Annotated in this window: 23 protein-coding genes; 8 read left to right on the top strand and 15 right to left on the bottom strand. The window is 70.4% G+C overall.

The genetic code is table 11. The features are described 5' to 3' along the window. Positions 1-8 precede the first annotated feature (8 nt). From AB0O15_RS46170 to AB0O15_RS46155, 4 genes are read right to left on the bottom strand one after another with little or no spacing between them, the layout of a single operon-like run. Positions 9-812, bottom strand: coding sequence for an ABC transporter permease (locus tag AB0O15_RS46170; protein WP_364333966.1), 804 nt, complete (start codon positions 810-812; stop codon positions 9-11). Next, positions 812-1,717: an ABC transporter permease gene (locus tag AB0O15_RS46165; RefSeq protein ID WP_364333963.1), complete on the bottom strand. Its 906-nt coding sequence runs from the start codon at positions 1,715-1,717 to the stop codon at positions 812-814. Before AB0O15_RS46165 ends, AB0O15_RS46170 begins: the two co-directional genes overlap by 1 nt. A 4-nt stretch (positions 1,718-1,721) precedes the next feature. Further along, complete coding sequence (locus AB0O15_RS46160; RefSeq protein WP_364333960.1) at positions 1,722-2,912, bottom strand: ABC transporter substrate-binding protein; 1,191 nt, start codon at positions 2,910-2,912, stop codon at positions 1,722-1,724. Positions 2,913-2,916: 4 nt separating this feature from the next. Beyond that, on the bottom strand, positions 2,917-3,930 hold the full coding sequence (locus AB0O15_RS46155; protein ID WP_364333957.1) for an ABC transporter ATP-binding protein: 1,014 nt from the start codon (positions 3,928-3,930) through the stop codon (positions 2,917-2,919). A 223-nt stretch (positions 3,931-4,153) separates the two neighbouring features. Between AB0O15_RS46155 and AB0O15_RS46150 the strand changes: the two genes are divergently transcribed. Continuing rightward, positions 4,154-5,470: an FAD-dependent monooxygenase gene (locus AB0O15_RS46150; RefSeq protein WP_364333954.1), complete on the top strand. Its 1,317-nt coding sequence runs from the start codon at positions 4,154-4,156 to the stop codon at positions 5,468-5,470. Here AB0O15_RS46150 and dhaK read toward each other — a convergent pair. The 7 genes from dhaK to AB0O15_RS46115 all read right to left on the bottom strand — a co-directional run bounded on the left by dhaK (position 5,467) and on the right by AB0O15_RS46115 (position 11,135). Next, on the bottom strand, positions 5,467-6,462 hold the full coding sequence (gene dhaK, locus AB0O15_RS46145; protein ID WP_364333951.1) for a dihydroxyacetone kinase subunit DhaK: 996 nt from the start codon (positions 6,460-6,462) through the stop codon (positions 5,467-5,469). The genes AB0O15_RS46150 and dhaK overlap by 4 nt on opposite strands. Further along, positions 6,459-7,073 carry a dihydroxyacetone kinase subunit DhaL gene (gene dhaL, locus AB0O15_RS46140; RefSeq protein ID WP_364333948.1) on the bottom strand — a complete coding sequence of 205 codons (615 nt, stop codon included), beginning with the start codon at positions 7,071-7,073 and terminating at the stop codon, positions 6,459-6,461. The genes dhaK and dhaL overlap by 4 nt, the downstream gene beginning before the upstream one ends. Next, positions 7,070-7,831 carry an HAD-IA family hydrolase gene (locus tag AB0O15_RS46135; protein WP_364333945.1) on the bottom strand — a complete coding sequence of 254 codons (762 nt, stop codon included), beginning with the start codon at positions 7,829-7,831 and terminating at the stop codon, positions 7,070-7,072. Before AB0O15_RS46135 ends, dhaL begins: the two co-directional genes overlap by 4 nt. Further along, on the bottom strand, positions 7,828-8,688 hold the full coding sequence (locus tag AB0O15_RS46130) for a class II fructose-bisphosphate aldolase (RefSeq protein WP_364333942.1): 861 nt from the start codon (positions 8,686-8,688) through the stop codon (positions 7,828-7,830). Before AB0O15_RS46130 ends, AB0O15_RS46135 begins: the two co-directional genes overlap by 4 nt. A 51-nt stretch (positions 8,689-8,739) precedes the next feature. Beyond that, positions 8,740-9,441 carry a LuxR C-terminal-related transcriptional regulator gene (locus AB0O15_RS46125; RefSeq protein ID WP_364333939.1) on the bottom strand — a complete coding sequence of 234 codons (702 nt, stop codon included), beginning with the start codon at positions 9,439-9,441 and terminating at the stop codon, positions 8,740-8,742. A 43-nt stretch (positions 9,442-9,484) separates the two neighbouring features. Then, positions 9,485-10,348 carry a hypothetical protein gene (locus AB0O15_RS46120; protein ID WP_364333936.1) on the bottom strand — a complete coding sequence of 288 codons (864 nt, stop codon included), beginning with the start codon at positions 10,346-10,348 and terminating at the stop codon, positions 9,485-9,487. Positions 10,349-10,421: 73 nt separating this feature from the next. After that, the gene (locus AB0O15_RS46115; protein WP_364333933.1) at positions 10,422-11,135 is read right to left on the bottom strand and encodes an MBL fold metallo-hydrolase; all 714 of its coding nucleotides are present in this window, start codon (positions 11,133-11,135) and stop codon (positions 10,422-10,424) included. A 61-nt stretch (positions 11,136-11,196) separates the two neighbouring features. Here AB0O15_RS46115 and AB0O15_RS46110 point away from each other — a divergent pair, with 61 nt between their 5' ends. The 4 genes from AB0O15_RS46110 to AB0O15_RS46095 all read left to right on the top strand — a co-directional run bounded on the left by AB0O15_RS46110 (position 11,197) and on the right by AB0O15_RS46095 (position 15,512). Then, entirely contained in the window at positions 11,197-12,606 is a 1,410-nt protein-coding gene (locus tag AB0O15_RS46110) for an amino acid permease (protein ID WP_364333930.1), read from the top strand. A 3-nt stretch (positions 12,607-12,609) separates the two neighbouring features. Then, on the top strand, positions 12,610-14,019 hold the full coding sequence (locus AB0O15_RS46105) for a class I SAM-dependent methyltransferase (protein ID WP_364333927.1): 1,410 nt from the start codon (positions 12,610-12,612) through the stop codon (positions 14,017-14,019). A gap of 98 nt (positions 14,020-14,117) precedes the next feature. Then, the gene (locus AB0O15_RS46100) at positions 14,118-14,933 is read left to right on the top strand and encodes an SAM-dependent methyltransferase (RefSeq protein ID WP_364333924.1); all 816 of its coding nucleotides are present in this window, start codon (positions 14,118-14,120) and stop codon (positions 14,931-14,933) included. A 333-nt stretch (positions 14,934-15,266) separates the two neighbouring features. Then, positions 15,267-15,512, top strand: a complete 246-nt coding sequence (locus AB0O15_RS46095) for a hypothetical protein (RefSeq protein ID WP_364333921.1) — start codon at positions 15,267-15,269, stop codon at positions 15,510-15,512. 949 nt (positions 15,513-16,461) lie between these two features. Here AB0O15_RS46095 and AB0O15_RS46090 read toward each other — a convergent pair. Continuing rightward, a complete protein-coding gene (locus AB0O15_RS46090; RefSeq protein ID WP_364333918.1) occupies positions 16,462-17,646 on the bottom strand; it encodes an amino acid permease in 1,185 nt (394 codons plus the stop codon). Between the two features lie 79 nt (positions 17,647-17,725). Here AB0O15_RS46090 and AB0O15_RS46085 point away from each other — a divergent pair, with 79 nt between their 5' ends. The 3 genes from AB0O15_RS46085 (at position 17,726) to AB0O15_RS46075 (ending at position 18,878) form a co-directional block, all read left to right on the top strand. After that, entirely contained in the window at positions 17,726-18,208 is a 483-nt protein-coding gene (locus AB0O15_RS46085; protein ID WP_364333915.1) for an Lrp/AsnC family transcriptional regulator, read from the top strand. Beyond that, positions 18,208-18,519, top strand: coding sequence for a hypothetical protein (locus tag AB0O15_RS46080; RefSeq protein WP_364333912.1), 312 nt, complete (start codon positions 18,208-18,210; stop codon positions 18,517-18,519). The genes AB0O15_RS46085 and AB0O15_RS46080 overlap by 1 nt, the downstream gene beginning before the upstream one ends. A gap of 89 nt (positions 18,520-18,608) precedes the next feature. Beyond that, a complete protein-coding gene (locus AB0O15_RS46075; RefSeq protein ID WP_364333909.1) occupies positions 18,609-18,878 on the top strand; it encodes a YciI family protein in 270 nt (89 codons plus the stop codon). Here AB0O15_RS46075 and AB0O15_RS46070 read toward each other — a convergent pair. The 3 genes from AB0O15_RS46070 to AB0O15_RS46060 form a co-directional block, all read right to left on the bottom strand. Continuing rightward, entirely contained in the window at positions 18,862-19,827 is a 966-nt protein-coding gene (locus tag AB0O15_RS46070) for a lysophospholipid acyltransferase family protein (RefSeq protein WP_364333906.1), read from the bottom strand. The two genes, AB0O15_RS46075 and AB0O15_RS46070, sit on opposite strands and share 17 nt — an antisense overlap. After that, positions 19,824-21,401 carry a lactate racemase domain-containing protein gene (locus tag AB0O15_RS46065; protein ID WP_364333903.1) on the bottom strand — a complete coding sequence of 526 codons (1,578 nt, stop codon included), beginning with the start codon at positions 21,399-21,401 and terminating at the stop codon, positions 19,824-19,826. Before AB0O15_RS46065 ends, AB0O15_RS46070 begins: the two co-directional genes overlap by 4 nt. Positions 21,402-21,498: 97 nt before the next feature. Beyond that, positions 21,499-22,692 carry a zinc-binding dehydrogenase gene (locus AB0O15_RS46060; RefSeq protein WP_364333900.1) on the bottom strand — a complete coding sequence of 398 codons (1,194 nt, stop codon included), beginning with the start codon at positions 22,690-22,692 and terminating at the stop codon, positions 21,499-21,501. Between the last annotated feature and the right edge of the window lie 113 nt (positions 22,693-22,805).

Here is a 22,805-nt window from a genome sequence, read left to right as displayed (position 1 = left end):
TCAGCAAATCAGACGCGGCCGCCGGACGGATCCCCCGCGAGGCGCTGAGCAATGTAGATCGGGATGATCGACAGGAGCACCAGGACCGTGGCGACGACGTTGACCACGGGGGCCTGGTTGGGGCGGAACAGGTTGTCGAGGATCCAGATCGGCAGGGTGGTGGTGCCCTGGCCGGCGGTGAAGCGGGTGACGATGATCTCGTCGAAGCTCAGGGCGAAGGCCAGCAGGCCGCCGGCCAGCAGCGCCGTGCGCATGGACGGGAAGGTCACCCGCCAGAACGTGGTGAAGCTGTCGGCGCCGAGGTCCATCGACGCCTCCTCCAGGTCGCCGCCCATCCGGCGCAGCCGCGCGACCACGTTGTTGAAGACGACCACGATGCAGAAGGTGGCGTGCGCGACCACGAGCGTCCACATCGACAGCGGCACACCGAGGATGGTGCGGAACGCGTTGTTGAGCGCGATGCCGGTGACGATGCCGGGTAGCGCGATCGGCAGGATCACCAGCAACGACACCGCGTTCCGGCCGAAGAAGCGGTAGCGCTGAAGGGACAGCGCGGCCAGCGTGCCGAGGATCAGCGCGAGCACGGTGGCGAGCAGGCCGACCACGACCGAGGTACGCAGGGCATCGAGCGCCCCGGCGTTGGCGGCGGCCCGGCGCCACCATTCGAGCGTGAAACCGGACGGCGGCCAGCCGAACGCCCGGTCGGCGTTCACCGAGTTGATCAGCACCACGACCAGCGGGACGTAGAGCGCGAAGAGCACCACGCCCACGACGACCCGCAGACCGGCGCGCATGCCCCGGGTGAGAAACATCAGAGGTGCTCCAAGGCGCCGGCCCGTCGGGCGAGGAACAGATACACCATCATCACGACCACGGGTACGAGTCCGACGGCGGCCGCCAGCGGCTGGTTGTTGGCGGCGCCGATGTTGTCGTAGACCAGGTTGCCGAGGAACTGCTTGGTGCCGCCGACGATCTCCACGGCCACGTAGTCGCCCAGCGTCAGCGAGAACGTGAAGATCGAGCCGGCGACGACGGCCGGGAAGACCATCGGCAGGACCACGGTCCGCAGCACGCGCCCGGGCCGGGCCCCCAGGTCGCTCGCGGCCTCCAGATACGAGAACGGGAGCCGGTCCAGGCCCGCGAAGATCGGCAGCACCATGTACGGGAACCAGAGGTACGCCAGCGTGCACACGGTGGCCGTCAGCCCGTACCCCGGCGAAAGCCCGAGCCAGTCGATCAGGCCTCCCCCGCCGAACATGCTGCGCCACGCGTACGCCTTCACCAGGTACGACGCCCACAGTGGCAGCAGGATCGCGGCCACCAGCAGCGGACGCCACCGCGGCGACGCCACCTTGGCCATGAAGAACGCCACCGGCAGCGCGAGCACCGCGTCGATCAGGGTGACCAGCACCGCCACCCCGATCGTCCGCACCGTGACGGCCCGGTAGACCGGATCGGTGAGCACAATCTGAAGGTTGTCGAGCGTCCAGGTGCGTTCGATCTGGCCGGTGAACGCGTTGGTGCTCCACAGCGCGGTGATCAGCAGCGCCGCCAGCGCGCCGACGTAGGCCAGCCCGAGCCAGAGCAGCGGCGCGCTCAGCAGCAACGCGAGCCGCGCCCGGGGCGTCCGGGTGAGCCAGGCGGAGGCGCGGCGGCGATCCGACTCAGCCTTTGGACCGGTGTTGGGCGGTGGTGGGGCTGAGGACGGCGTACTCATGGATCTAGCCTTTGATCTCGGTCCAGGCCCGGGTCCACGCGGCGTAGTCGGTGCACTTGACGTCGGTGCGGCCGTCGAGGCACTGCGGTACCGGCGTGCTCCAGTACCAGATCTTCTCGGCGTACGCGGAATCCCCGGCGTGGTAGGTCTCGCAGAACGACTTGTCGGTGGTCAGCGCGCACGCCTTCTGGTTGGCCGGCGCCTCGCCGAAGTATTCCGCGACCTGCGCGTTGGCCTCGGGGCTGACGATCCAGTTGAGCCATTGGTAGGCGCAGTTCGGGTGCTTGCTCTTCGCCGCCACCATCCAGGTGTCCGACCAGCCGGTGGCGCCCTCCTCCGGCAGGATCGCCTTGACCGGCGCCTTCTCGGCCGTCGCGGTGTTCACGATGACCTGCCAGGTGGTGCCGATGACCGAGTTGCCGCTCTTGAAGGACTGCACCTCCTTGAGGTAGTCGGACCAGTACTCGCTGACGTTCGGCTTCTGGGCCTTGAGCAGGTCGACGGCCGCGGTCAGCTGCTTGTCGTCGAGCGCGTAGGGGCTCTTGATGCCCAGGTCGGGCTTGGTCTTCATGAGGAACAGGGCGGCGTCGGCGATGTAGATCGGCGAGTCGTACGCGGTGACCTTGCCCTGGTACTTCCCGGCGTCGGTGAAGACGGACGCCCACGAGGTCGGTTCCGGCTTGACGATGTCGGTGCGGTACATCAGCAGGTTGGCGCCCCAGCCGTGCGGCACGCCGTACATCTGGCCGTTGACCGAGTTCCACGGCCGGTCCTTCAGGAACGCGGTGACGTCGCCGTAGTTCGGCACCAGGCCGGTGTTGACCGGCGCCACGTCGCCGCCCGCGATGAGCCGCAGCGAGGCGTCACCGGAGGCCGAGATCGTGTCGTACTCACCGGTCTTCATCAACGTCACGGCCTCGTCCGAGGTGCCGAACGTCTTGATCGTGGCCTTGCAGCCGGTCTGCTTCTCGAACGGCGTGACCCAGTCGACCTTGGGGTCGTTGGCGCCGTCCTCGGCGTACCCGGGCCAGGCCAGGATCGCGACCGACCCCTCGCCCGGACCGAGCTTGTCCAGCATCGGCAGGTCGGGGGCGGTGAAGCCCTGCCCACCGGACGCGGCGGGGGTGGCGCCGCCGGACGTCGTGCCACAGGCGGTCAGCATCGCGATGGCAGCCAGCGCGAGAATCTTGCGCATCGGATCACTCCAGGGGGACGGCATCTTCGGGTCGGATGGTGATCTGCACGCGGTCGCCGCGAGCGCGGACGTCGCCCGCATTCGGCTCGCTGGCGGTGATGCGCGCGCCGGGCAAGAGGTCGATGAGGTATTTGGTGGTTGCGCCTAGGTAGACGACCTCGGCGATGGTTCCGGTTCTGTGTCCCTCGTCTCTGGCCGAGGCGGAACCGGCCGGAGTAAGACGGATCCGTTCCGGGCGGACCATGAAGGTGCCGCGGCGACCGAGCAGACCTTCGGAGGCGGCCGGATCGAGCAAGGTGGACGTTCCGACGAAGCCGGCCACGAACTCGGTCTGCGGCTGCTCGTAGATGGCGGTGGGCGTACCGATCTGGGCGATCCGGCCGTGGTCGAAGACCGCGATCCGGTCGCTCATCGTCAGCGCCTCCTCCTGGTCGTGGGTGACGAAGACGAAGGTGATGCCGGCCTCGCGCTGCAACTGCTTGAGCTCGACCTGCATCTGCTGGCGCAGCTTGAGATCGAGCGCGCCGAGCGGCTCGTCCAGCAGCAGCACCCGCGGCTTGACGACCAGCGCGCGGGCGAGCGCGACCCGTTGCCGCTGCCCACCCGAGAGCTGGGTCGGGCGGCGGTCGGCGAAGGCCGCCATCCGTACCGATTCCAGGGCCTCGACGGCGCGCGACCGTCGTTCGGTGCGGCTCTTTCCGCGTACGGCCAGCCCGTACTCGACGTTCTGCCGGACCGACAGGTGCGGGAAGAGGGCGTAGTCCTGGAACACCGTGGTCACGTCCCGCTGGAACGGGGCCGAGCGGGTGACGTCGGCGCCGGCCAGGTCGACCGTGCCGGCCGTGGGCTGCTCGAACCCCGCGATCATCCGGAGCACGGTGGTCTTGCCCGACCCGGACGGTCCCAGCATCGAGAAGAACTCACCGTCGGCGATCGTCAGGTCGACGCCGTCCACGGCGACGGTCGGCCCGAACGACTTGCGGAGACCGGAGAGCCTGATCGCGGGAACAGTGTCCACAAGCGAAAACCTATGGCTTCATACCTATTGAGACAAGGTCGGCCTGTTACGGGGCGGCCCCGGCGGCGGGGCCATTCAATAACGGCGGCGGCGGCCCGAGGTTCATCGCGACCGCGAACGCGCACGGTCGACTGTCGGAACATCCCCTTTCTCTGGTTTGCGGTGGTGCGGCGCGTTAGCTTCGGCGACGCGGGAAACCGGACGAGGGGGAAGGTGGATTCGCATGCGTACGCCGAGTAATGGGCGGGCCGTGGTGATCGGAGCCTCACTGGCGGGGTTGCTCGCCGCGCGGGCCCTGCACGAGTCGTTCGAAGAGGTCGTGGTGCTCGACCGGGACGCGACGCTGCCCGAGCGGCCGGAGACCCGGCGCGGGGTGCCGCAGAGCGGCCAGGTGCACGGCCTGCTGGCCCGCGGCCGGCAGGAGCTCGACGTGCTGTTCGAGGGCCTGAGCCCGGAGCTGATCGGTCTGGGCGCGCCGACCTGCGACGTGCAGGACGAGATGGAGTGGTGGGTGGACGGCCGGCCGCTGGCCAAGGGCCCGTGCGGGATGATCGGGCTGGCGGTCAGCCGGCCGCTGCTCGAGTTCGCGATCCGCCGCCGGGTGGCCGCGCTGCCCAATGTGGAGATCCGGCCCGACCACGCGGTGACCGGCCTGGTGACGACGCCGGACGGCGACCGGGTCACCGGCGTGGTGGCGCTCTCGGCCGGCGAGGAGACCACCCTCGGCCACGTCGACCTGGTGGTGGATGCCTCCGGCCGCGGTTCGCGGGCCCGGCATTGGCTGAGCCGGCTCGGCTACCCGGCGGTGGAGGAGCAGCGGATCGAGATCCAGCTGACGTACGCGAGCCGGCGCTACCGTCGCGACCCGGGCCAGCTGGACGGCCGGTACGGCACCGCGATCGCCTCATACCCCGGCAAGCTGCGTGGCGGCTTCGTCCTGGCCCAGGAGAACAACACCTGGATCACCAGCGTGAGCGGCTGGTTCGGCGCCGTCCCGCCGACCGACGAGGCCGGCATGATCGAGTGGGCCGAGCAGCTGGACAGCCCGGACGTCGCCACGATCATGCGAACCTCGGAGCCGCTCGACGAGGGCTCGCTGAAGATGCGGTACCCGGCCAGCACCCGGTTCCGCTACGACCGGATCGACCGCTTCCCGGCCGGTTTCCTGGTCACCGGCGACGCGATGTGCTCGTTCAACCCGATCTACGGGCAGGGCATGACCGTGGCCGCGCTGGAGGCGACCATTCTCGGCCGCCTGCTCAAGGACGGCACCGACGACCTGGCCGCCCGCTTCTTCGGCGAGACGGCCACGGTCCTCGACGTGCCGTGGACCACCGTGATGGCCAACGACCTGCGGTTCCCGGACGCGATCGGCGACCGCTCGATGCTCGATCCGGAGCGCGGCGCCTACCTGCTCCGGCTGCGGGCCGCCGCCGCCGACGACCCGGAGCTGGCCCGGGCGTTCCTGCGGGTCACCCAGCTCATCGACCCACCGGCGGCGCTCTTCGCGCCGTCGATCGCGAGCCGGGTGCCGGCCTAGAAGACCCGGATCGCGGCCTCGGCCGGCGCCGCCAGCACGCCCTCGATCTCGTCGTCCAGGCGGACCAGGGTGAGCGAGGCGCCGGCCATGTCGAGCGACGTGCAGTACTCGTTCACATAGCTGCGCCCGACCGTGATGCCCTGGGCGGCGAGCCGCTGGTGGGCGTGGCGGAACAGGATGTAGAGCTCGCTGATCGGGGTGCCGCCGAGGCCGTTGATCATCAGGGCGACCCGGTCGCCGGACGCGTACGGCAGATCGGGCAGCACGGCGGCGAGCAGGTCGTCGACGATCTGGTCGGCCGGCGCCAGCGGACGGCGCTCGCGACCGGGCTCGCCGTGGATGCCGACGCCGAACTCCATCTCGTCGGCGCCCAGATCGAACAGCGGCGAGCCCTTGGCCGGCGGCGTGCAGGCGGTCAGGGCCACGCCCATCGTGCGCGTGACGTCGTTGACCTTGTTACCGATGCGCAGCAGTTCGTCCAGGTCGGCGCCCTGCTCGGAGGCGGCGCCCACGGCCTTGATGACGAAGAAGTTCCCGGCCACCCCGCGGCGCCCGACGGTCCAGGTGGAGTCCTGCACCGCCACGTCGTCGTTGATGGTCAGGATCTCGCAGCGCACCCCGTCCGCCTCGGCCATCTCCCGGCCCATGTCGAAGGCCATCCGGTCGCCGGTGTAGTTGTTCACCAGCAGCAGCACGCCCTTGTCGGAGGCGAGCAGCTTCGCGGTCTCGTACACGTAGTCCATCGGCGGCGCCGCGAACACGTCGCCGGGACAGGCCGCGTCGAGCATGCCCCGGCCGACCGCCATCACGTGCGCCGGCTCGTGCCCGGACCCGGAGCCCTGGACGATCGACACCTTGTCGGCGCGGGGCGAGTCGGCCCGCATGATCAGGTTGTAGGCCGGGACGTACTTGAGGGTGTCCGGGTTGGCGAGGGCGACACCCTCCAGCATCTCGGGGACGAAACTCTTGGGATCGTTGACGAACTTCTTCACGACGCCGCTCCTTGCTTCCAGGTCTCGCTGATCCGTTCGGCCAGGACGGCCACCGCCGTGGCGCCGGCGTCGACCGAACCTCTGCTGCGCTCGCCGGTGTACGACGCGCGCCCCCGCTTGGCGACCATCCCGCTGGTCGCGTCGGCCGCCTCCCGCGCCGCCACCGCCGCGGCCCGTACCGCCTCTTCCACTGAGGTGCCGCGCTCCAATTCAAAAGACAGCCGATCGGTGTACGGCACGAGCGCGTCCAGCAGCGTCTTGTCCCCGACGTCCGACTGCCCGCGCGCCTTGATCCCCTCGATCGCCGCCCGCAGCATCGTGACCGCGTCCCCGCCCGCGGCGCCGGCTCGCATGAAGGCCGTGCCCCACAACGGCCCCGAGGTGCCGCCGATCCGCGAGGCGATGACCATCCCGGTGCGTTTGAGGAACACGCCGGCGTCGGTCCGATCCAGGTCGTCCCAGCCGTCCAGGAGCTTCTCGAACCCACGGGCCAGCGAGTAGCCGAAGTCGCCGTCGCCGACGACCGAGTCCAGGTCGCCGAAGTACTTCTCGTTCTCGATCGCGGTCTCGGCGATGGTCCGGACCACCCATTCGGTACGCGACAGGCTCATCGGGTCTCCTCCAGCAGGGCACGCAGGTCGGCCAGCGTCAGATAGTCGCCCGGCGCCGCCGCGCCCCGGTTGGCGAGCACCTCGATCGGCGGGCGGCCGGGCTCGCCCAGTTCGGACACCACCAGCGCGGCCTCGGTGAAGTCCTCGCCGCGGGTGTAGTCGTTGACCGTGACCAGGCAGCGCAGCCCGGCGCCGGTCGCGGCCAGGAGCCCGTTGCGGGAGTCCTCGACGACCAGAGTGTCCTCAGCCGACAGTCCGAGCCGGTCCAGGGCGAGCTGATAGATGGCGGGGTCGGGCTTCTTGGCCGGCACCACGTCGCCGGCGAAGACCGGGATGTCGTTGGGTCCGACCGCGTTGGCCAGGACCGCGCGCACGGATTCCTCGGCCGAGGTGGAGGCGACCGCGACCGTCCAGCCGTCGTCGAGGGCGGCGCGGATGATGCGGGCGACACCCGGCCGCGGCGGGATCCGGCCCTCGCGGACGAGCTGCTTGAACGCTTCGGTCTTGGCTCGATGCCAGGTCAGGAGCAGTTGGGTACGGTCGGAGCCGTCGCCCACCGCGGCCGCGAACGCGGGGTCGGCGAACAGGCTGGCCATGCGTTCCTTACCGCCGCCGATGCGCAGCTTCTCGCCGTACTCCGGCTCGCTCCAATAGGCCGGCAGGCCGAACCGTTCGAAGGTCGCGTTGAAGGCGGGCAGGTGACCGTGTCTCTCGGTGTCGGCGAGCACGCCGTCGCAGTCGAGGATGAGCGCGCTCACCAGGCCCGCCCCGCACCGCCGAAGAGCCGGATGTGCCGCCGCGCCATCTCGGTCACGGCCGCCTTCTGCTGCCGGAACAGCGTGGGCGGATCCCACTTGCCCTTGGCCTCAGCCTCCTGGAGCGACGAGAGGCCCGACCTCATGAAGGTCTCCTTGAGCGCCGTCGAGATGTTGACCTTGGCGCAGCCCCGGGCGACGAGGTCGGTGAACTGCTCGTCGGAGAGCCCGGTGCCGCCGTGCAGGGCCATCGGCACGCCGGTCGCCGCGACCAGGTCGCTGACCCGCTGCGCGTCCAGGGTCGGCGCCTGTCGGTACTGGCCGTGCGCGTTGCCGATGGCCGGCGCGAAGCAGTCCACCCCGGTGTTCTTGATGAAGTCGACGGCCACCTCGAGCGACTGGATCCGGGAGGCCTCGTCCGAGCCGACGTCGTCCTCGACGCCCTGGATCCCCTCGATCTCACCCTCGACATGAGCTCCGGTACGCCGCGCCTCGGCCACCACCTCGGTGGTCTGCCGGAGGTTCTCGGCAACGTCCAGCTCGTGCGCGTCGAACAGCACCGAGTTCCAGCCCCCGGCCAGGCAATCGGAGATCACCGCACGGTCCGGGCAGTGGTCGAGGTGCAGGGTGACCGGCACGTCGACGCCGCGCATCAGCGCCCGGAAGATGTCGTGCAGCTGGTCGCGCCCGTACTGCCGGACGGTCTTGACCGAGGTCTGCAGGATCACCGGCGCGCGCTCCTCGACGGCCGCGGCCAGCACCGCCTCGATGCTCAGGTCGTTGATGATGTTGAAGGCGCCGACCCCGTACCGGTCGGCGAGGGCGCGGTCCAGGATCTCCTTCATGGGCACGACGGGCATGCGCCCAGTCAAGCCACGGTCACCCGAACCCGGTATGGGGTGAATCCCCCATCAGATCCAGCCGTTGTCCAGGGCGGTGACCACCGCGGCCGTACGGTTCGAGGTGCCAGTCTTGCGCATCACCGCGCCCACGTGCTTCTCGACGGTCTTCGGCGAAAGACCCAGGCGGGTCGCGATCTCCTTGTACGTCAGCCCGTTCCGCAGCAGCCCCAGCACCTGGCCCTCCCGGTCGGTGAACGGCGCGGCCGCGACCGGCGGGCACCGGAGGTCGGTGCGGACGATCGCGGCCGCCACGGTCTGGGTGAGCGCCTCCAGGTCGTCCACCACGCGCGTGGTGAAGGCTCCGCTCCGCGGCGCGAAGGTGACGCTGACCGCGATCACGTCGCCCCGCCACCAGATCGGCACCGCGGCGGCCGGCCCGCGCCGCGCCGGATCGGTGCCGGCCAGATGTCCGGCGCGCAGCCGGCCGTACTCGGGGATCACCACCGGCCGGCGGTGCCCGAACGCCCGCCCGGTGGCCCCCTCGTCGAGCGGGAACGAGTCGCCCAGCCGGCACAACGCGCCGTACTCGGCGGCCTTCTGATAGCGCCCGGCCTCGGCGTCGACCAGCGAGACACTGCCCGCCGCCGACCCGGTCAGCCGCGACGCGTGCCGCAGCAGCCGGCGCAGGACAGGCGCCAGCCGCAGGTCGCCGTAGACATCGGCGATCGCTTCATCGAGCCGGAACGCATCCCCGGCCGGACCGGGCGTCACCCCTCGAACATAGGTAACGCCCGGTCCGGACGGAAGGGCTGGATCAGCGCCAGGCGTCGAGCCGGAAGCCGGCGCGGCTGCCCAGATAGGCCGTGTCGCCACGGTCGGCCGAGGCCGTCTCCCAGCCGGAGTTGGCCACGAACGCGACCGAGTCGCCGACCCGGACGGCCGCCCAGAAGCGGCGGTGCAGGGTGCCGTCGCCGGTCGGCTCGCCGTCGCCGCCGAAGGCCGGCTGGTTGCGCTCGATCAGGATCGACTCGTCGCCCACCCCCAGGCCGCCGCGCAGCACGTTGGTCACGGTCACGGTGCCCCGGGTCTCGGTCGGGCAGGAACGCACGGCCGCGCGCAGGTCGTCCAGGAAGCGGTCGGCGCCGTCACCGCGGAAGACCATGATGTCCTCGAGCACCGTGCCCTTGGGCGTGGAGTTCGGCGGCGGGTTCTTCTCGGTGATGTACATGAACTGGGTGGCCCGGATGCCGAGCCGGCCGGTCTGCTCGTAGCTCAGGCCGCAGAAGTCCGGCAGCTCACCGCCGTCCCGGCGCTCCGGCGTGCTGCCCCGCCCGGGCGCGTCGGAGGCCCGCAGGAAGGCGCGGGCCGGGATCGACGACGGGATCCGGTCCTTGGTCTGTGCGGGCGCCTTCACCTTGACCGGCGCCGGCGCGTTCACCGCGGCCGGCGCCGCGGCCGCCTCGACCGCCGGGACGGACCCGGGCGCCTTGACCGCCGACGGAACGGGAGCGTCCCCCAGCCCGGCCGCGGCGGCCGCCGAGCCCGCGGCCGGCGGCGGCGACGCCTCGGACCCGGCCCGGACATTGCGGGCGCCCAGGGTCACGGCCGCCGTGAGCACGGCGAAGCCGGCCACCCCCGCGGCGATCCGAGCTGTCGTCCGGCGATTGATGCGCATCATGATTCGTCCCCCCATGTATGACTGCTTGTGTCAGGGGAACGGGCGGCGACCCGGATATGCTGCGTACTGTCAGCTACCGGACGGTCGCGGCGAGTTTCTTCAGGGCGTCGGCGGAGCCGGCGGTCAGCGGGTCGCCGTGCCCGGGCAGGATCTGCTTGATGTCCAGCCCGGCCAGCTTCTTCACCGACGCGGCCGCCTGCGCCGGGTCGAGGGTGTACTGCGGGTCGCTGCCGACCAGCCCGTCCGTCGTCCGCAGGGCGTCGCCGGCGACCAGCACGCCGGTGGCCGGGTCGAAGACCGACACGTGCCCGGCGGTGTGGCCCGGCGTACCGATGATCCGCAGCCCGAAGATCTCGTCGCCGTCCTTGACCGGCTTGAGCGCGGTCTCCGACCGGATGCCCGAGACGTCGGCCTCGCCGGCGTACCAGGTGGCCTTGACCTGGGGCTGGACGCCGGACAGGCCGCCGACGTGGTCGTCGTGCCGGTGGGTGAGGATCACGTGCTTGACGTTGGCCCACCCCGACCCGGCCGCCTTGAGGCCCTCCCCGATCCCCGCCTCGGAACCGGACGTGCCCAGGTCGACGATCGCCACCTCACTCCCCCGGACCAGCAGGTAGGCCGACACGAAGCCGAGATTGACGCGCTCCCAGCCGGTCGGGGCGGCCGGCGACCCGGGCGGCGGCGCCGAAGACCCCGGCGCGGGCTCGGCCGGGGACGAGCACGCGGAGAGGACGGTCACGCCGAGCACACCGGCACCGGCGGCGAAGAGCAGGCTGCGTCGTTTCATGTTCAATCATTACCACCAGCGGCACCGAGCCGTCCGGCCCGAGTTGTGGTACTCCGAAGGAATGACGTCGACACCGGAGTTCGGGCGCGGCTCGGGGATCTTCCGGCGCAAGCCCATCGAGGACATCTCGGACGAGCGGGAGACCGACCTCCATCGGTCCCTCGGGTTGTGGCAGCTGACCGCGATCGGGGTCGGCGGCATCATCGGCGCGGGCATCTTCGCGCTGGCCGGGGCGGTGGCCCACGAGACCGCGGGACCGGCCGTGCTGATCTCGTTCCTGGTGGCCGGCATCGCCAGCGCGGCGGCGGCGCTGTCCTACGCCGAGTTCGCCGGGATGATCCCCAAGGCCGGGTCCGCCTACACGTACGGCTACGTGGTGCTCGGCGAGATCGTCGGCTGGTTCATCGGCTGGGACCTGCTGCTGGAGTACACCGCGATCGTCTCGGTGGTGGCGATCGGCATCTCCGGCTACTTCGGATTCCTGATGGGTGAGCTCGGCGTCGACCTGCCGGCCTGGATGCTGGGCGCGCCCGGAACCGGGGACGGTCATGTGGTCGACCTGTTCGCGGTCGTGCTCTGCCTGCTCATCGCGTACCTGCTGAATCGTGGGATCCGCTTCGCCGCGCGCGCCGAGACCGCCATCGTCGTACTCAAGATCGCGGTGGTCCTCGTCGTCGTGGTGGTCGGCTTCTTCTATGTGCGGTCGGCCAACTACCGCCCGTTCTTCCCGTTCGGCGTGAGCGGGGCGATCACCGGCGCGGCCACCGTGTTCTTCGCGGTCTTCGGGTACGACGCGATGAGTACCGCCGCCGAGGAGTCCAAGGACGCGCGGCGCCACCTGCCCAAGGCCATCCTCTACTCGCTGGCCGTCTCGATGGTGCTGTACGTGCTGGCCACGCTGGTGCTGACCGGCATGCAGAACTACCGGGACATCGACCCGGAGAGCGGCTTCTCGTCGGCCTTCGCCTCGGTCGGGCTGACCGGGCTGGCCGACGTGATCGCGGTCGGGGCGATCATCGGCATCCTCACCGTGATGTTCACCTTCATGCTGGGCGTCACCCGGATCTGGTACTCGATGAGCCGCGACGGCCTGCTGCCGTCCTGGTTCGCCAAGCTGCACCCGCGGCGCCGGGTGCCGTCCCGGGTCACCTGGATCGCCGGCGTCGTCTCGGCGGTCATCGCCGGCTTCCTGCCCATCGAGGAGGCCGCCGAGCTGACCAACATCGGCATCCTGCTGGCCTTCGTGGTGGTCTGCGTCGCGGTCATCGTGCTGCGCCGCCGCCGGCCGGAGATCCCGCGCACGTTCCGCCTGCCGCTGATGCCGGTGGTGCCCGCCCTCGGCGTGATCTTCTCGATCTGGCTGATCACCTTCCTCAGCCCGGTCACCTGGGTGCGCTTCGCGATCTGGTTCCTGCTGGGACTCGCCGTCTACCTGGTGTACGGCCGGAAGCACTCGCTGCTCAATGATTGAGCCATGGACTACGTGCTCTTCCCCGGCCGGCACCACCTGCTCACCCGGTTCCAGGCCGAACACCTGACCAAGCTGGGCGGAACCGTGGTGTGGGCGGTCACCTCGGCCAACCACGAGAACACCCGCCGGAACCCGGTGCCCTACCACCGGCGGGAGGCGGCGATCGAGCGGTTCAGCGTGCAGGCCGGGCTGCGGTCGGTGGTGGTGCCGGTCTTCGACACCACGCCGACCCCGCACTTCGCGTCGGTCACGCTGAAGAACATCGCGGTCGCGACCGGCCTGACCCTGACGCCGGCGAACACGGTCGTCGCGTGCTCGACCCCGGCGGTGGCCGCTCTCTACTCGTCGCTGGGCTTCGAGATCGACACCGTCGAGGCCGCGTACGACCCGCCGCCGTCGCGGCCGTGGGACGTGCTGCTGCGGCTGGCCGCCGGCGATTCCTCGTGGCGCGAGCTCGCCCACCCCGCCACGATCGACGTGTACGAGCGCTACCGCCTGGACGAGACGGTACGCACCGTGGTGAACGACCCGATCGTCGGCGACGAGGGCGGCCTCACCGCCACCCGCGACTACCGCACGTACGCCGAAGCCTTCGCCGAAGCCGCCCAACGCAAGTGGGCGCTGGTCAAGGAGCACGTCCGCCCCGGCCGGATCGTCGACATCGGCTGCGGCGCCGGCGCCCTGCTCGAGATGGCCGACCAGGAGCCGGCGCTGCGCGAGAGCGACCTGATCGGCGTCGAGGTGGCCATGCACCTCTACGACGAGTGCGTGCACAAGAAGTCGCAGGGCGTCTTCCAGAACGAGAACGTCTACTTCTACCGCCGCAACGTGCTGGGCGGCGCGGTCTTCGACCCCCGCTCGGTCGACACCACACTGACGTTCGCGCTCACCCACGAGATCTGGTCGTACGGTTCCCAGGCCGCCTCGATCCGCGCCTTCGTCCAGGCCATCTACGACCACACCGCGCCCGGCGGCGTCTGGATCAACAGCGACGTCTGCGGCCCCGACAACAAGGACCGCACGGTCCGCCTTCGCTTGGAAGAAAGCACGCGCGCCCTGTTCGACCGATTCGCCACCGACTACACGTTCCCCTTCTCGTACACCACCGACGGCGCCGACACCGTGATCCTCCGCCTGGCCGACGCCATGGACTTCCTGACCCGCAAGGACTACCTGGACAACTGGGAGTCCGAGACGCAGGAGCAGTTCTGCGGCCTGGAGTTCGCCGACTGGAAACAGCTGCTCACCGACGCCGGCTTCGAGATCGACCCGGCCAGCCACGCCTACCGCAACACCTGGATCATCGACAACCGCATAGCCCCCGTCGCATCCCTCACCACCCCCGACGGCACGCCCTTGGACTGGCCCGACACCCACGTCCTGTTCATGGCCCGCCGCCCCTTGAACACCTGAGCCGGGCGGCGCCCGTCCGCATCTGCCGCCACGACGGGGTCCACGTTGGAGGGACAGGGGCGGCGAACGTGAACCGGACGATGTAGCATCTTACGGTCATGGACGACCGCGACGTTCCCCCTGGAATCGACACCAGTCGGATGCACCCCGCGCGCCGGTACGACTACCTGCTGGGCGGCAAGGACAACTTCGAGGCCGACCGCGCCAACGCCGAGATGCTCACCAAGATCTTCCCGGCGGCCCGGGTCGCCGCGGTCGAGAATCGCCGCTTCCTCCGGCGCGCGGTCACCATGCTGGCCCGCGAGGCCGGCGTCCGCCAGTTCCTCGACATCGGCGCCGGCCTGCCCACCTCGCCCAACGTCCACGAGATCGCGCAGGGCATCGCCCCCGACGCGCGGGTGGTCTATGTGGACAACGACCCGATGGTCCTGGCCCACGCCCGCGCCCTGCTCACCAGCTCCCCCGAGGGCGCCACCGCCTACGTCGACGCCGACCTGCGCGACCCCGACAAGATCCTCAACGGCAAGGACCTCTGGGGTACGCTCGACCGCTCCCGCCCCGTCGCCCTGCTGCTGGTCGCGATCATGCACTTCATCACCGACGACATGAACCCGTACGGCATAGTCCGCCACTACGTCGACGCCATGCCCCCGGGCAGCTACCTGGTCATGTCCAACGGCACCCTGGACGCCCTCCCGCCCGACAAGGCCGCCGAGCTGCGCGAGGCGTTCGCCCGCGGCAACGAGCCGGCCGCGCCACGCACCAAGGCCGAGTTCGCCCGCTTCTTCGAGACCCTCGACCTGCTCGACCCGGGCATCGTCACGGCCACCGACTGGCGCCCCGACGACGACCCGGCGACGCGCCCCGGCCCGGCCGAAGCAGCCGTCTACGCCGCCGTGGCCCGCATCCCGTAGCGACATATACCTCATAGGCGACAACCGTTGCGAATCGGCGTCGTTAGTTGAAGCGGTATTCACTAACGAAGGGTTGATCCATCCATGGAAACCGATCGAAGCGGCAGGCACGGCAGACGGCTCAGACTGACAGCGCGGATCCTGAGCTTCGGCGACCGGGTCGGCAAACGCATCCGGCGCCTGCGGCAAGGCCCGGACGCGTCCCCGGATGAGACCTGGGCACTGGAGCAAGCCGCTCTCGCACTCGGGGGGCGGGCGGACACCCCTGAGCACTGGCGAGACCTCTTGGGGCGACACCTCCTCAAGGAGTTGAGCCGTCTCAGAAGCACGTTCTTGCTCGAGAATCGCACGGTCTACCCGTCCTGGACGGACGCGGAAAGGCTTTCGCTCAGCTCGGCCCAGGCCCGAAGGGCCGTCGAGGACGGACTGACGCATCTGAAGAAGCAGGTCCTCCCCCGTCGGATCCCGGCGGTGCTGACCCGTGCCACGATCTTGATCCTGGTCGCCGCGGACGCCGCGCTGACCACACCCCCGCACTCGCTGCCCGGAGACTTCCCGCGTCCGCGGACAGACGTATAGCAAAGCAACCGCTTCCCTTTCCTCTCGTTGCTCGTGCGGAAGAGGGGGAAGATGCGCACTTCGACCGGCCGCAAAACTCACGGCCTGAGTGGTTCGTGGCTCGGCCGCTTCCTGGTCCGAGCCACGGTTCACGTCACCACCCTTCCGGCGGTCATGGCGTTCCGTGCACGTCTGGCTTTCCGGCGGCTGATGCGCCGATGGGCCACCGCACGAGGAATCCTCGAGGCCGGTGGCATCATCACGGTGCTCGGCCTCGTCCTGGTCGTCACGGTGGTCGCGCTCGCGATAGTCATCGTCGTCCAAGCCGTCGCGCCGGACGACGACGCGACGACAGCGCAAAGCCCCGGGCCGGGAGAGGGCACGACGTCACCGGCAGTCGCGCCAGAAGTTCGACGGACTTCCGGCCCACCACCTTCAGCGGCCCCGACCAGTCCGCAGCCGACTTCCAGGGTCGCGTCGAGGGATGCCGGACTGCGCCGAATCGTAACCATGGCCGGCGCCGCGAATGTGCGGCCCACAACCGTGAGCTCACGCGGCCGGCCGGTGGCCGGGGTCGCCGTCACCGCTGACCTCGGTCCTGCGTCGGCGCGAGTTCTCCTGCACGTCGACGGCACCGCGACCGCTCTGGATCTCACCGTGGTCGCGGGCGACAACTCGTCCTGCAGCTGGACGTTCACCGGCGCCGGGAGCTTGACCGTGTCGGCTTCGTGGGGGACGCGAACCCGAGCTCGGGTGCGCCCGGACGGCGACTCCCAGGTGTCGCTCACCGTTCGCGCGAGGGCCGGCTCGCACCGGTCATGCGTGGTCACGGACGCCAGGCCGGTTCGTGACGGCCGGCCGGCACCGACCGCCGCCGTGCGTCCATCCTCGGTCGAGCCATCCCGTGCCGAGCCCACGACGACGGCCGGTGCAGATCCCCCGGATCCAGCCGTCTCGCCATGCCCCGGCATCAGCCTCGCGGGACTCTGCGCGGGAGTTGGGGCGATGACCGACGTGGTGAAACCTGGGCCGGCAACCTCCCCGAACGGGTGATCAGCGCGGCGGCGACAACCGCGAGGGCCGGCAGGAGGGCGTACCCGGCGAACGACAGCACGACCACCACCGCGACGCCGGCGGTTGCCGCGATCCAACGCCGGACGCCGCGGAGGAGGCGGACCGCGGCGGCCATGCAGCCGAGGTAGACGGCCAGGAAGAAGGTCGTCGCGACGGTGACGGCGCCGGTGACCGGGAGATGGCCGAGGCCCGAGAAGGTGAGCTCGACCGCCGCGACCGCGACCACCACGATGAAGAACCAGCGTGCGCCGGCCATCGCCACGCCGCCGGACAGGTAGGCGTTGGCGGTGCCGATGGTGAGGACCACGGCGCCGGCGGCGGCCACGGCGGGGCCGGCCGCGCCCAGCGGGAAGGCGAGCAGGGTGGCGAAGGGAACGTCGGTGGTCGCGGCCGTGCCGATGGTCACGGCGGCCAGCGCCAGGTAGACGACCGCGGTGATCGCGAAGGCGATGGCGATGACCCGCGGGAGCCGGCGGCGCGGATCGGCGAAGCGGTCGGTGAGCGGGGCGATCGCCTCCCAGCCGACGAAGGAGAGCATCAGCACGACCGCCGCGTCGCCGATCGCGGGCCAGCCGTGCGGGGCGAACGGGGTCCAGTTCGTCGCCGACATGGAAGGGGCGGCGCCGACGATCGCGATCAGGACCACCACGATGAGTACGCCGACCAGCACGAGTTGCACCGACGTTGACGTGTGCACCCCGCGGGACGTCAGGGCCAGGACGACGAGCAGCAGAAGCCCTCCGGCCAGTGCCGTCCCGGCCGGCCCCAGCCCGAGGTAGGCCGCGCCCATCTGGCACACCACGGGCGCGCCGCTGATGATGCCGGCCAGGAAGCACCAGCCGACCGCCCGGCCGGCCCGGTCGCCGAGACCGCGCCGCACGTAACCGGCCACTCCCCCGGGCGACGGGCCGAGCATCGCGAACACGGCCGCGACCAGGCCGGAGAGGACGAGCAGGCCGGCCCAGGCGAGGATCGACGCGGGGCCGGCGGTGGCGGCGGCCAGGCCGGGCAGCACGAGCAGGCCGGGGCCGAGCAGGGCGCCGACGTACAGCGCGACGCCCCTGGTGGCGGAGATCGACATGACGCAATCATCGCGAGATCGCCGCCGCACACGATGGCAAAGTGCGTGGCCTCAGGCATGACCGCGCAATAATGTTGCGATGATCGCCTTCGATACGACAGATCGTGCCATCCTCGACCGGCTGCAGGCCGACGGCCGGATCGCCAACATCGACCTGGCGCAGGCGGTGTCGCTGTCGCCGTCGGCGTGCCTGCGCCGGCTGCGCGCCCTGGAGCAGGACGGGGTGATCGCCGGCTACCGGGCCGAACTCGACCGGGCCCGGCTCGGGCTGGACCTGACGATCTTCGTCGAGCTCCAGGTGCAGGGCCACTCGCAGCAGACGTCGCAGGCGATCGAGGCGGCGATGATGGCGATCCCGTCGGTGCTCGCCTGCCACCTCATCTCCGGCCCGGCCGACCTTCTGCTCGAGGTCGCGGCGTCGTCCCTGGCCGCCTACGAACGCATCCTGCTGGAGCAGATCCTGGCCGTCCCGTCGGTGGTGAACGCCCGCAGCACCTTCGCCATCCGTACGGTCAAGACCCGCGGCCCGCTGCCCCTCGACCACCTGCCTCGGGAGCGCTGATGACCACCGACCATGAGGAGATCGCCGAGATCGTCCGCGTCTTTTTCGCGGCGTTCTCGACCGAGGACGGCGTAACTGAGCGCATGACCGCCTTGCGGTACCTGTTCCTGCCGGCGGCGATCATCATCCGGACCTGCGGCGGCGAGCCCACGATCTACGGCGTGGAGTCCTTCATCGCGCCGCGCGAGCGCATGCTGACCGACGGCACGCTCACCGATTCCGCGAGTGGGCCGAGGACGGCCACACCGACCTCTACGGCGACATCGCCCACCACTTCTGCGCCTACGGCAAGACCGGTGGCCGGGGCATGAAGTCCCTCCAACTGGTCCGCACCGGCGCCGGTTGGCGCATCAGCGCGGCCGCCTGGGACGACGAACGCGAACCGCTCTAGTCTGGACGGATGTGGGTCATCGAGCTGAGTTTCACACCGGGCGACGAGCAACGGCTGGCCGCGCGGCCGGCCCATCGAGAGGTGCTGGCCAGGCTGCATGAGCAGGGCGTGGTGAAGGCGGCCGGGCCGTTCGCCGACGAGACCGGGGCGTACATCGTGCTGGATGTGCCGGACCGGGCGGCGGCCGACGCGGTGGTCGCCGCCGACCCCTACTACCGTGCGTCGGGTGTGACCGTCGCGTCGCTGCGGGAGTGGACCACGGTCATCTCTTCTTTCTAGTCGGCGGCATCGGGCGACTGGCCTCCCAGACCCGGCGCCAGGAGCCGTTCGGGACGACCGCCCGCGGGCCCTCGGCCGGGGCCGAGTCGGTGGAGGCGATCTCGAGCGGGCCGGTCGGCAGGGACAGTTCACCCTTGGCCTGGGCGCGCAGCGAGCCGTACCAGCCGAGCTCGTCCTCGGCCCAGAGCCGGGCGAGCGCGCTCATCATCCGGGCGTGCAGCGCGCGGGCGCCCTCGTTGGGCTCGGGGTGGATCGGCTTGCCGTACCGGACCACCACGCGGTGTTGACCGGGCCGCCAGTTGACGTCGCGGGGCATGGCCGCGAACGTGCCGCGGAGCACCACCGGGACCATCGGCACCCGGCGCTGGACGCACAGGTGGGCCGGGCCGAGGCGGGGCGGCGTCATCCAGCCGTCCTCGCTGCGGGTGCCCTCCGGGAAGAGCAGCAGGCTCCAGCCGTCGGCCAGCAGCTGTGGCGCCAGGCTGCGGCGGCGGTCGGAGCCGCGGCGTTCGATCGGGAACGCGTTGAACACCACGGCCGTGATGACGGCGGCCCACTTCTTGTCGAAGAAGTAGTCGGCCGCCGCGCCGACGGCCAACCGGCGGCGCAGCCGGGTGGGCACCGAGCCGATGATCAGCGGGGCGTCCAGGTGGCTGCTGTGGTTGGCCACGAACACCACCGGGCCGTCCAGATTGTCCAGGTGGTCCAGCCCCTCGACATCCGGCTTGACCGTGTTCCAGGTGACCGGCTTGAGCAGCCCGGTCTGGATCACCTGCCGGGCCGCCTGCACCACGGGGGTTCGCGCCCAGTTGGTGCCGAACGGGCTGGGCCGGGTCACGATCTCGTGGGGCTGCGCGGTCCGCGGCGTACGCGCGCGTCCTTGAATGTCCCTCGACTGGCGCAGCAGCTGCCAGTCGCTGCGCAGCCCGCCGAACCACCGCCGCTTCATCGCACGTCCGCCATGGAGAGCGGCGGGGTGTGTTGATAGGTGATCGTCGGGCTGCTGCCGACCCGCTCGCGGGCCATCTCCAGCGCGTCGTTGAGGGTGGACGCCGAGCGGAAGCCCATCCGCGCGGTGGTCTTCCGGTCGCCGCCGACGAAGATCACGTCACCCAGGTGCTCCAGGGCGTGTGCGCCCCAGTACCACATGTAGAGCGGGTGCACGCCGTGGTAGGCGTAGCTGTTCCGGTACAGGTGGATGTACCACGGGTCGGTGGCGAACTGCTCCTCGAACTTCGTCTCGATCGCCACCGGGTCGGTGGTCTCGGCCAGCACCTCTTCGAAGAAGTCGATGTAGCTCGGGTGGTGCACCGAGTGGAACTCGTTCTGCACCGGGTGGTAGATGATCGCCACCCCGCCCGGCCGGACGATCGGCTGGTTGCGGTAGAGGTTGAAGAAGTACCCGAGGCTCAGGCTCATCACCAGGATCGGGTTCATGATCGAGTTGACGTTGTACGGGCAGATGTAGGGCAGGCCCCAGATGCCGATGTCGGACGGCCCGTTCACCTCGGTGAGCTGCTGACGCAGCACGTTCTTCATGGTGATCGGGTGCACCTCGGCCGGGTCGCCGGCGTGCACCCCGGTGATGCCGTACGGCGCCGCGGTCTTGTGCCAGATCTGCCGGCGCTTGGCCGGCGGCACCAGGTCGTTGGCCCGCTTGACGGCCAGGAACGAGGCCTGGTCCTTGAGGTTCCACTCCCATTCCCGCTTGTTCAGGAAGTCGAGCTGCTTCGGGAACAGGTTGTTGTTGACCGTCGTCTCGATCTGGAAGATGTTGACGTTCGACGCGAGCAGTTCGGCCATGCGGTTGTACGAGTGGTGCATCGCGCTGTTCGGCGGGTCGTTGAACGACTTCGAGTTACGCAGCGTGTGCACGTTGTGGTGGTGCTTGAGGCTGCGGTACGAGGCCAGCCCCACGGACACCGACTTGGGGCCGCCACTCATCGCCGTGAGGTTCACGTTCACGTACACGATGAGGTCGCTCTCCACCGCCCGGCGGTTGATCTCGACCACCTCGCCGTGCCGGGTGTGCCCGATCTCGAGCAGGTTCTCGCGGTCTTCGGCGTCGTGGTTCTTCAGGTGGTCCGGGAAGAACGAACGGTAGACCCGGTCGCCGACGGTGCGCTTGAGCTCGGCCGGGGTCATCCGCCGATGCAGGGCGTTGCCGGCGATCAGCTCGACGTCGTCCACGCCCTTGCCGGCGGCCAGCTCGAGCACCTGCTCGATGATCCGCTGCCGGACGTCCGGTGTCTGCATCGGCGGCAGCGGGATGGAGAGATCGTCGAACACGATCGTGAGGCGCATGCCGGCGTACAGCAGCTCCTCCAGCGGCGGGCGGCCGATCGGCGCGGCCAGCGCCTGCCGGATCGCCTCGTCCACGTCGCGGATGCCGGGCAGCGACTCCGGCGGATAGATCACACGGCTGCCCAGGGGCAGCTTCTCGAGGCGGAAACCCTCGCCCTCGTGCATCAGCAGTGCGGGCGTCCGCTCGTCCACCTCGAGCACGAACCCGGGCCGGCTCATCGGTCTCCCTCTTCCATTTCCATGGTCATGGTCGCTCAGGACCTGTCTCAAATTCGCGTTCGGGGCGTTATTACAGGGAATGAATTTGAGACAGGTCCTAGTCCAGTCTCGGGTTGAAGACGACCTTCGTGGAACCCAGCCGTCCGGCTGATGTTGCATGCTGAACCGCTTCGGTCCAGCGACGTAGTGAGTAAACCGCGTCGACGTAGCCGGCCAGCGGCGCGTCCTGCGCCAGGCCGATCGCGTCCGGGAAGTCTTCTCCCCCGGACGCGTACCCGCCGACGATGCTCAGCTCGCGGAGCCAGACCGGGGTGAGGTCGGCGTTCTCGTTCGGCATCCCGGCCATCACGACCGTGCCGCCGGCCTTGACCGCGCGGGTCGCCGTGGTCAGGCCGGAGCCGGAGGTGCAGTCGAACGCGACGTCGGCCCCGCCGAGCAGGAACTCTTCGCCCAGCTCGGGCTTCAGGACGAAGCCGCCGGTCTTGCGGCGCAGCGCCCGCAGCGCCCGGTCGGAGCCGATCACCTCGGTGGCGCCCAGCTCACGGGCCCGGTCACGCTGCCGCGGGTGCCGGGCGATCACCATGATCGGCCCGGCCTTGGTGAACGCGCGCAGCGCCAGCACGGTGAGCAGGCCGACCGTGCCCGCGCCGATGACCAGCACGGTCGAATCGGACGGCACGTCGGCCCGCTTGACCGCGTGGATCGCGCAGGCCAGCGGTTCGACCAGCACGGCGATCTCGTCGCTGAGCCCGTCCGGCACGGCGTGCAGCTGGGTGCGGTGGGCCACCAGTTGCCGGCTCCAGCCGCCACCGGTGTCCTCGCAGAACCCGGTCTGGATGCCGGGGGTCAGCTTGCCGGTGGTGATGTTGTCACAGCGGCTGTGCTGGCCCATCGCGCAGTTCGGGCAGGGCTCGAGCCCGCGCGGCACACAGCCGAGCACCGGGTCGAGCACCACCCGGGTGCCCTTGGGCAGGCCGTCCAGGTCGTCCAGGGTCTCGCCGACGACCTCGTGGCCCGGGACGAAGGGCGTCGAGATCAGGGGCGAGAGGTACGGCGAGTTGCGGCCGGTCAGCAGCCCGAGGTCGGAGCCGCAGATGCCGGACAGCAGCGGGCGCACCCGCGTCCAGCCGGCGCCGGGCAGCACCGGGTCGGGCCGCTGCACGTGCTTGAGCGGCGCCACCTTGGCCGCCACCGTGCCCGACAGCCGGCCGCCCAGCCGGGTGCCGGTGGCCATCCGCCCCGCGAAGTAGCGGCCCGGCGAGCGGTGGTATTCCAGCGCTTGTTGCTTCACCAGACCGTCTCCACCATCGAGTCGACCGCGCTCATCGTGTGTGCCGTCCAGTCGGCGACCGCCCAGCGCTTGCGGGTGGCGTGCCGGTAGAGGCGCGGATCGGGGTTGACCGC

It is taken from the genome of Actinoplanes sp. NPDC089786, from assembly GCF_040684855.1.
Classification (GTDB): domain Bacteria; phylum Actinomycetota; class Actinomycetes; order Mycobacteriales; family Micromonosporaceae; genus Actinoplanes.
The sequence above is the reverse complement of the archived record's forward strand: the minus strand, read 5'-3'. Positions and strand labels throughout refer to the sequence as shown.

Bases quoted from the DNA above. Each gene is read 5' to 3' on its own strand.
- AB0O15_RS46170 (WP_364333966.1), bottom strand. From the start codon at position 812: ATGTTTCTCACCCGGGGCATGCGCGCCGGTCTGCGGGTCGTCGTGGGC.
- dhaL (WP_364333948.1), bottom strand. From the start codon at position 7,073: ATGAGCCTGTCGCGTACCGAATGGGTGGTCCGGACCATCGCCGAGACC.
- AB0O15_RS46100 (WP_364333924.1), top strand. From the start codon at position 14,118: ATGGACGACCGCGACGTTCCCCCTGGAATCGACACCAGTCGGATGCAC.
- AB0O15_RS46065 (WP_364333903.1), bottom strand. From the start codon at position 21,401: ATGAGCCGGCCCGGGTTCGTGCTCGAGGTGGACGAGCGGACGCCCGCA.
- AB0O15_RS46160 (WP_364333960.1), bottom strand. From the start codon at position 2,912: ATGCGCAAGATTCTCGCGCTGGCTGCCATCGCGATGCTGACCGCCTGT.
- AB0O15_RS46070 (WP_364333906.1), bottom strand. From the start codon at position 19,827: ATGAAGCGGCGGTGGTTCGGCGGGCTGCGCAGCGACTGGCAGCTGCTG.
- AB0O15_RS46115 (WP_364333933.1), bottom strand. From the start codon at position 11,135: ATGAAACGACGCAGCCTGCTCTTCGCCGCCGGTGCCGGTGTGCTCGGC.
- AB0O15_RS46110 (WP_364333930.1), top strand. From the start codon at position 11,197: ATGACGTCGACACCGGAGTTCGGGCGCGGCTCGGGGATCTTCCGGCGC.
- AB0O15_RS46080 (WP_364333912.1), top strand. From the start codon at position 18,208: ATGACCACCGACCATGAGGAGATCGCCGAGATCGTCCGCGTCTTTTTC.
- AB0O15_RS46130 (WP_364333942.1), bottom strand. From the start codon at position 8,688: ATGCCCGTCGTGCCCATGAAGGAGATCCTGGACCGCGCCCTCGCCGAC.
- AB0O15_RS46085 (WP_364333915.1), top strand. From the start codon at position 17,726: ATGATCGCCTTCGATACGACAGATCGTGCCATCCTCGACCGGCTGCAG.
- AB0O15_RS46075 (WP_364333909.1), top strand. From the start codon at position 18,609: ATGTGGGTCATCGAGCTGAGTTTCACACCGGGCGACGAGCAACGGCTG.
- AB0O15_RS46090 (WP_364333918.1), bottom strand. From the start codon at position 17,646: ATGTCGATCTCCGCCACCAGGGGCGTCGCGCTGTACGTCGGCGCCCTG.
- AB0O15_RS46150 (WP_364333954.1), top strand. From the start codon at position 4,154: ATGCGTACGCCGAGTAATGGGCGGGCCGTGGTGATCGGAGCCTCACTG.
- AB0O15_RS46105 (WP_364333927.1), top strand. From the start codon at position 12,610: ATGGACTACGTGCTCTTCCCCGGCCGGCACCACCTGCTCACCCGGTTC.
- AB0O15_RS46120 (WP_364333936.1), bottom strand. From the start codon at position 10,348: ATGATGCGCATCAATCGCCGGACGACAGCTCGGATCGCCGCGGGGGTG.
- AB0O15_RS46165 (WP_364333963.1), bottom strand. From the start codon at position 1,717: ATGAGTACGCCGTCCTCAGCCCCACCACCGCCCAACACCGGTCCAAAG.